The 8,500-nt window shown below is 69.4% G+C and carries 5 protein-coding genes; all 5 read right to left on the bottom strand.

All coding sequences use genetic code 11. The features are described 5' to 3' along the window. The coding region (locus V7026_RS10200) for a response regulator (RefSeq protein ID WP_334155272.1) at nucleotides 1-419 on the bottom strand (419 nt) is incomplete at its 3' end. A gap of 9 nt (nucleotides 420-428) precedes the next feature. After that, nucleotides 429-2,738 (bottom strand): sensor histidine kinase, encoded by a 2,310-nt coding sequence (locus V7026_RS10195; RefSeq protein ID WP_334155271.1) that lies wholly within the window; start codon nucleotides 2,736-2,738, stop codon nucleotides 429-431. Further along, entirely contained in the window at nucleotides 2,735-3,376 is a 642-nt protein-coding gene (locus tag V7026_RS10190) for a DUF4390 domain-containing protein (RefSeq protein WP_334155270.1), read from the bottom strand. Before V7026_RS10190 ends, V7026_RS10195 begins: the two co-directional genes overlap by 4 nt. A 31-nt stretch (nucleotides 3,377-3,407) precedes the next feature. Beyond that, the gene (gene rsmB / locus V7026_RS10185) at nucleotides 3,408-4,745 is read right to left on the bottom strand and encodes a 16S rRNA (cytosine(967)-C(5))-methyltransferase RsmB (protein ID WP_334155269.1); all 1,338 of its coding nucleotides are present in this window, start codon (nucleotides 4,743-4,745) and stop codon (nucleotides 3,408-3,410) included. After that, nucleotides 4,742-8,500: DNA-directed RNA polymerase subunit beta' (rpoC, locus tag V7026_RS10180; protein WP_334155268.1), on the bottom strand; the 3,759-nt coding region annotated here is incomplete at its 5' end. The genes rsmB and rpoC, both read right to left, overlap by 4 nt.

Here is an 8,500-nt window from a genome sequence, read left to right as displayed (position 1 = left end):
CCCCCCGACGGGGCGCCCCCATTCGTTACCCCGGCCGAGCGTGGCGCGCGCAACGGCCCGCGCACCAGCCCCTTCTCGACCGCCTGCAACAGCTTTTGCAGGGTGATGGGCTTTTCAAGAAAGGCCATGGCGCCGATGCGTGTGGCCTCCACCGCCGTGTCGATCGTCGCGTGCCCGCTCATCATGATGACGGGCATGGTCAGCAAACCAGACGTGGCCCATTCCTTGAGCAGGGTGACGCCGTCGGTGTCCGGCATCCAGATGTCGAGCAACACCAGGTCCGGTACGTAGCGATGGCGGTGCGCGCGCGCCTGAGCGGCGTTCTCGGCCAGTTCCACCGCGTGGCCTTCGTCATTGAGAATCTCGAACAGCAGCTCGCGGATACCGAGTTCGTCGTCGACGACCAGAATATTTGCCATCGTCTGCAGTCACCCGTTGGTGGGGACCCCCTGTGGAATCTGTTGCATATTTGCAACCCTGAATGATAGCGAGACTTGTGCACCCAGGATTCGGTCGCCGTCGCGGCGGTTGAGCAGCTCGACGCGCCCGCCGTGCTCGTCCATGATTTTTTTGACCACCGCCAGACCCAGCCCGGTGCCCTTGGGCTTCGTGGTGACGTAGGGCTCGAAGGCCCGCTGCAGAATCGCCTCCGCAAAGCCCGGCCCCTCGTCGATCACCTGCAGCCGCACCCATTGTCCGTTGTCGGAGACGCGGGTGCGCAGCGTGACGACGCCGCCACTGGCCGGGGCGGTGGCGTCCTGCGCGTTTTGCACCAGGTTGTGCACCACTTGGCGTACCTGTTGGGCGTCGGCCAGCACGGGGGGACATGCGGAGTCCAGGTCCAGCCGCACCGGCACGGCAGAGGCCTCGTACATGGCCACGATTTCGCGCAGCAGCGGGGCCAGATCCAGCGCAGCCAACTGCGCCGCCGGCAAGCGGGCGTAGTCGCGAAACTCATTGACTAGGCGCTTCATGGCCTCGACCTGATCGACGATGGTTTTGACCGATTTCTGCAGCATGGCCAGATCAGGCCCCTGCAAGCGCGGCTCCAGCTTGAGGGCGAGCCGCTCCGCGGAAAGCTGGATGGGCGTCAGCGGATTCTTGATTTCGTGAGCCAGCCGCCGCGCCACCTCACCCCAGGCCTGGGCGCGCTGGGCCGAGATAATGTCGCTCACATCGTCGAGCACCAGCAGATGGTCGCCACCGGGCAGCAGCGCCCCGCGGGCGATCAGGGTGCGGGCTGCCGCCGGGGCCTGGGCCGCATTCGGCGCATTCGGGGCCAGCAGATCGTGCGGTTGTTGCCAGTGCGCTCCCTCGGTGGTACCTTCCGGGTCCGCGACGAAGCGTGCAAACTGCGCCCGCACCCAGGCACCGAAGGGCCGCAGTTCCGGGATCGATTCCAGCGGCTGCCCCAGATGGTCGCCCAAGGGTACGCGCAGAATGCGGGCCGCGCCGGGGTTGGCGCTGCGCAAGCGGCCGTCCGGCGCCATGACGATGACGCCCGAGGTGAGGTTGTCAAGCAGCGTCTGCAGGCTGGCGCGCGCGGCGTCCACCTGCTGCATGGAGGCCTGCACGGCCTGACGGGCGTCCGCCAGTTCCTGCGTCATGTGGGCGAACGTGCGGGTCAGCCCCGCCAGTTCGTCGCGCGCGGGCAAGGCCACCTTGGGCCCCAGATCGCCGCGGGCCACGTCGCGCATGCCCTCGGCCAGCAGCAGCAGCGGCCGCACGAGTTGGTTGCCCAGCAACACCGCCAGCAGCACCGCCCCGGCCACGGCCAAAAACAGCGCCAGGGTCAGCGTGCCGATGTACATGCTGCGCAAACCGTCGCGCACCAGCGCGCGTTCCTGGTACTCGCGGTTGGCGGCCTGCACCGCAAGGGCATTGGCCACCAAGGCTAGCGGCATGCCGGCTGTGACCTGCAGATAGCGCGGCTCCAGCCCGAAGGAAAAGCCCCCGGCGGGCACATAGGCCAACACACGCACGCTGGGCAGCGCGGCGGCGGACAGGCCGATCACCTCCCGCGGGTCGGCCAGGGTCTCCAGCTCCTCTAGGCCCTCGATCCAGGTCACCACCCGTTCCGAGCGGGCGCGCCGCAACAGGGTCGGCGACGGCCGTTCCGGCGCGAGGCGGAAGCGCGACTCACCGGCGCTCGCGATGGCGCGGCCCTGCGCATTCCACAGCACGACGTCGGTGGCCCCGCTCTGGTCACGCCAGCCTTCCAAGGCCACCGCTGCGGCGCCATCCCCGCTGTTGGCGATGGAAGCGGCCAGGCCGAGCGTCTTGGTGGCCCACTCGGCGCTCACGGTGTCCAGCGCGGTTCGCCCCAGCTCCAACCCTGCACGCAGGGCGGTCTCCACCCGCGCGTCGAACCAGGTTTCGATGGCGCGGCTGACGAACTGGTACGAGACGACGTAAATCAAGGCCCCCGGCACCACCCCCACCAGCCCAAAGATCGCCGCCAATTTGAGCAAAAGCCCGCTGCCGAAACGACCGCGCCGCAGCCGCACGATCAGGCGCGTGGCCAGCCACAACAGCACACCGGCCAGGGTGGCCGCCACGCCCAGGTTGAAAATGAGCAGCCGGGTGTAGGTTTCGGGCTTGACGGCGCGGTGGTCGGTGGCCAGGGTCAAGAGATAGAACAGCACCAAGCCGACGCCCAGGATGAACAGCAGCCCCAGCGCCAGAAACCAGCGCAGGTTGCGCGCCCGCACCGCGTCCCGCTCGCGGGCATTGCTCATTCACGGGCCTCCGTGGGCTCGAGGGCCTCGGCCCCGGGGGCGGCGGGCACCTTGAACACCGCGTGCCAGCCAGGGGGCGGCTCGCTCGCCCACCCGGGCAATATCTGCAGCGGGCGGGGGAGCTGCCTGGTGTCCAGGCGAAACTCCGCCTCCAGACGCTCGTCCCCGCGCAGGGCGGCGGCCGACGCCACCCGCCAGCGCTGGACGGAGCGCGCCAGCGCCAGCGCCTCGCCCAGGGTGTCCAGGCTGCGATGCAGCGCACCCGCCGCCGCGGCGGCGTCGTGCGCCCCGCCTTCGTGCACGCTCAGCCGCCAGCGCTGGGTCAGGGGCTGATACACCAGCCGGACGGTGCGCACGACGCTGGCCAACTGCCGATCGGTCCAGTACCAGCGGGGTTGGCGCAGTTCGGCCCGCCAGACGAAGTGCAGCGGCACACCGCGGTGCAACGCATCGGTCAACTGCGCCGGCAGCTCCAGCGGCACGCGCGCCGACAGGTACAGGGCATCGGGCGTGCGCTCCAGCCGCCAGTGCGCCGCATCGCCTTCGGGCGCGGCCCAGCCCCGGCGCGGGGGCAGCGCGGTCGCCGCCAACGCCACCGCCCCGCCGGCGATGGCGCGCAGCGCGGCGCGGCGCCGCATCCCGACGGACGCGGCACCGGCGCAAAGCCCTTCACCCCTTGGCGAGCAAGGCGTAGAAAAATCCATCCATGCCACGCCGCGCATTGTCGCCCATGGCGTGCGCGGAGACGAAGCCGGCTGTGGTATCCGACGCATCGGCCGCCAGCCCGCCGGGCAGCAAATGACCGGGGGCGGGCAGCACCCGAGCCTGCGGATGGCGGGCCCGGAAGTCGGTCACGACATCCGCCCCCTCGACCCGAAACACGGAACAGGTGGCGTAGAGCAGCCGCCCGCCGGGGGCCAGCAAGGGCCACAAGGCGGCCAGCAGGCGCCGCTGCTCGGCCGCCAGACGGTCGATGTCGCCAGGTCGGCGCAACCAGCGCACATCCGGGTGGCGCCGCACGATGCCCGAGGCGCTGCACGGCGCATCGAGCAAGATGGCATCGAACGGCCGACCGTCCCACCAATCGGCTGGCGTGCCGGCATCCGCCGTCAGCACACGCACCTGCCCCGCCGCAGGCAGGCGCAACCGGCGCAGCGTGTCGCGGATGCGCTCGGCGCGCGCGCCGTCCGCATCCAGCGCCCACAGGTCCAGATCGGCGCGCTCCAGCAGGTGGGCCGTCTTGCCGCCGGGGGCGGCGCAGGCATCCAACACCCGGGCGCCGGCGGGCAGACCGTCCCCCAGCAGCAGGGGCGCCGCGAGCTGCGCGGCGCCATCCTGCACCGAAACGGTGCCCGCCTCCCACCCGGGCAGGCGCTCGACCGGCACCGGATCGGCCAGCACCAGCCCGTCTGCCCCGATGGGGTCGGCCGCCCAGCCAAGCGCCGCCAGCCGCGCCCGATACGCCTCGCGCGACGTCTGGCGGCGGTTGACGCGCAACACCATCGGCCCGGGCCGATCATCGGCCGCCAACACGGTGGTCCACTGGTCCGGGTAGTCCTGCTGCAGGCGCTGCACCCACCACTCGGGGTGATTCCAGCGCCCCTCGGGCGTGGCTTGGGCGCGGGCCAACAGGGCGTCGCGCTCGCGCAGAAAACGCCGCAGACAGGCGTTGACGAAGCCGCGCAGCGCCGGCGCACGCAACCGCGGCAGGGCCTGCACGGCCTGATCGACCACGGTATGCGCGGCATACGCCGTGCCCTGCAGCAGCAGCGCCAGCGCCACCTCCAGCAGCGCGGCCACTGGGGGGGGCGGTTTCCGTTCGGCCAGGGCCCCGACCAATGCCCGCGCCGTGCCCGCGCGCCGCAAGGTGTCGAACACCAGCGCCTGGGTGCCAGGGCGCAGCGGCGCCGGCACCGCGGGCAACAGATCGGCCAGCGAACGGCCGGCGTGCACGTCGGCCACGCAGCGCGCGGCCTCGGCCATGAGGTCAGACAGGGGGGGCGTCAAGCCGTCTCGTCGTCGGCGTCGCCGCCGGCCATCGACAGTGCGTCGGCTTCGGCGATGGCGCGGCGCTCCTCCTCGTCCATGCGCTCCTTGGCGCGGCGCGCCTCGTGGAACGCCATGCCGGTGCCGGCCGGGATCAGGCGGCCGACGATGACGTTCTCCTTCAGGCCGCGCAGCTCGTCCTTCTTGCCCATGATGGCGGCTTCGGTGAGCACGCGCGTCGTCTCCTGGAACGATGCGGCCGAGATGAACGAGTCGGTCGACAGCGAGGCCTTGGTGATGCCCAGCAGCAGGTTGCGGAAGGTCGCCGGCGTCTTGCCCTCGGCGCGCAGTGCGTCGTTGGTGTTGAGGATCTCGGAGCGCTCGACTTGCTCGCCGGCGATGTAGTGGCTGTCGCCGGGGTTGTCCACCTCGACGCGGCGCAGCATCTGCCGCACGATCACTTCGATGTGCTTGTCGTTGATCTTCACGCCCTGCAGGCGGTAGACGTCCTGCACCTCATCGACGATGTAGCGCGACAGCTCCTCGATGCCCAGCAGCCGCAGGATGTCCTGCGGGTCGGCCGGGCCGTCGACGATGAGCTCGCCCTTGTTGACCACCTGGCCCTCGTGCACGAGGATGCTCTTTTCCTTGGGCACCAGCTCCTCCCAGACCTTGCCGTCCGGGTCGGTGATCTGCAGGCGCACCTTGCCCTTGGTCTCCTTGCCGAACGACACCGTGCCGGTGATCTCGGCGAGGATCCCCTTGTCCTTCGGCGAGCGCGCCTCGAACAGCTCGGCCACGCGCGGCAAACCGCCGGTGATGTCGCGCGTCTTCTGCCCTTCCACCGGGATGCGCGCCAGCACCTCGCCGGGGTGGATGCTCTGGCCGTCGCGCACCTGGATCAGCGCACCGACCGGGAACGTCACCGTCACCGCGTGATCGGTGCCGGGGATCTTGACCTCCTTGCCCTCGGCGTCGATCAGCTTGACCTGCGGGCGCACCACCTTGGTGGCACCGCGGCGTTTCGGGTCGATGACCACCAGCGTCGACAGGCCGGTGACCTCGTCGACCTGCTTGGCCACCGTCAGGCCTTCCTCGACGTTCTCGAACTTCACCACGCCGGCGAATTCGGTGATGATCGGGCGCGTCAGCGGGTCCCAGTTGGCCAGGATGGTGCCGGCGCCGATGCGCTGGTCCGCCTTGACCGCCAGGATCGCGCCGTAGGGCACCTTGTGGCGCTCGCGCTCGCGGCCGTTGTCGTCGTGAATGACGATCTCGCCCGAGCGCGCGATGACCACCAACTCGCCCTTGGCGTTGGTGACGTAGCGCATCGTGCTGTTGAAGCCAACGATGCCGTTGGACTTGGCCTCGACGCTGGAGGCCACCGCCGCGCGCGACGCCGCACCACCGATGTGGAAGGTGCGCATGGTCAGCTGCGTGCCCGGCTCACCGATCGACTGCGCGGCGATGACGCCGATCGCCTCGCCGACGTTGACCAGCCCGCCGCGGCCCAGGTCGCGCCCGTAGCAGCGCGCGCACACGCCGTAGCGCGTCTCGCAGGTCAGCACGGTGCGCACGCGCACCTCGTCCACACCGGCCTGCTCGATCAGGTCCACCGCGTCCTCGTCCAGCATCTGGCCGGCGGCCACCAGCACGCGCTGCGTCTCGGGGTCGACGATGTCCTCGGCCGTGGTGCGGCCCAGGATGCGCTCGCGCAGGCTTTCGATGACCTCGCCACCCTCGACGATGGCGCGCATCAGCGTGCCGTTGGCGGTACCGCAGTCCTCCTCGGTGACGACCAGATCCTGCGTCACGTCGACCAGGCGGCGCGTCAGGTAGCCGGAGTTGGCGGTCTTGAGCGCCGTGTCGGCCAGGCCCTTGCGCGCGCCGTGCGTCGAGATGAAGTACTGCAGAACGTTCAAGCCCTCGCGGAAGTTGGCGGTGATCGGCGTCTCGATGATCGAGCCGTCGGGCTTGGCCATCAGGCCGCGCATGCCGGCCAGCTGGCGGATCTGCGCCGCCGAGCCGCGCGCGCCGGAGTCGGCCATCATGTAGATGGAGTTGAACGACTCCTGCTCCACCTCGCGGCCGGCGCGGTCGATGACCTTCTCCTTCTTGAGGTGCTCCATCATCACCTTGGAGATCTCGTCACCGGCCTTGCCCCAGATGTCCACCACCTTGTTGTAGCGCTCGCCGGCCGTCACCAAGCCCGAGGCGTACTGCTGGGCGATTTCCTTGACCTCGGCCTCGGCGCGCTCGATGATGGCCTGCTTTTCGGCCGGCACCAGCATGTCGTCGATGCAGATCGAGATGCCGGCCTGCGTGGCCAGGCGGAAGCCGTTTTGCAGCAGCTTGTCGGCAAAGACCACCGTCTCCTTCAGGCCGCACTTGCGGAACGAGGCGTTGATGAGCTTGGAGATCTCTTTCTTCTTGAGCGGCTTGTCGATCAGCTCGAACGGCAGGCCCTGGGGCAGGATCTGCGACAGCAGCGCGCGGCCCACGGTGGTGTCGCGCAGCTTGGTCGCCGCCTCCAGCTCGCCAGTCTCCTTGTTCTTGAGCCACTCGGTCAGGCGCACGCTGACGCGGCTGGTCAGCTCCACCACACCGGCATCCAGCGCGCGCTGCACCTCGGCCACGTCGGCAAAGACCATGCCCTCGCCCTTGCCGTTGACGCGCTCGCGCGTGGCGTAGTACAGGCCCAGCACCACGTCCTGCGACGGCACGATGGAAGGCTCGCCGTTGGCCGGGAACAGCACGTTATTGGACGACAGCATCAGCACGCGCGCTTCCATCTGCGCCTCGATGGACAGTGGCACGTGCACGGCCATCTGGTCGCCGTCGAAGTCGGCGTTGAACGCCGCGCACACCAGCGGGTGCAGCTGGATGGCCTTGCCCTCGATCAGCACCGGCTCGAACGCCTGGATGCCGAGACGGTGCAGCGTCGGCGCGCGGTTGAGCAGCACCGGGTGCTCCTTGATGACATCCTCCAGGATGTCCCACACCACCGGCGTGCCGGCCTCGACCTCCTTCTTGGCCGACTTGATCGTCGTGGCGATGCCCATCTGCTCCAGCCGCGCGAAGATGAACGGCTTGAACAGCTCGAGCGCCATCAGCTTGGGCAGACCGCACTGGTGCAGCTTCAACGTCGGGCCGACCACGATCACCGAGCGGCCCGAGTAATCCACGCGCTTGCCGAGCAGGTTCTGGCGGAAGCGGCCGCTCTTGCCCTTGATCATGTCGGCCAGGGACTTGAGCGCGCGCTTGTTGGCGCCAGTCATCGCCTTGCCCCGGCGGCCGTTGTCCAGCAGGCTGTCCACGGCTTCCTGCAGCATGCGCTTTTCGTTGCGGGCGATGATCTCGGGGGCCCTGAGCTCCAGCAGGCGCTTGAGGCGGTTGTTGCGGTTGATGACGCGGCGATACAGGTCGTTGAGGTCCGAGGTGGCAAAGCGCCCGCCGTCCAGCGGCACCAGCGGCCGCAGGTCCGGCGGCAGCACCGGCAGCACCTCCAGGATCATCCACTCGGGCTTGATGCCGGACTTCTTGAACGCCTCCAGCACCTTCAGGCGCTTGGCGTTCTTCTTGACCTTCATCTCCGAGCCGGTCAGGTCGTTGCGCAGCTTCTCGATCTCGGTGTCCAGATCGATGCTCTGCAGCAGATCCTTGATGCCCTCAGCGCCCATCTTGGCGACGAACTCGTCACCGAACTCGCGGCGCTTGGCGTCGTAGTCGTCCTCGGACATGATGCTGAACTTCTTCAGCGGGGTCATGCCGGGGTC

Source organism: Tepidimonas sp., assembly GCF_036825565.1.
Classification (GTDB): Bacteria; Pseudomonadota; Gammaproteobacteria; order Burkholderiales; family Burkholderiaceae_C; genus Tepidimonas.
Note: the sequence above shows the minus strand (reverse complement) of the source record. Positions and strands in the feature narration are given on the sequence as shown.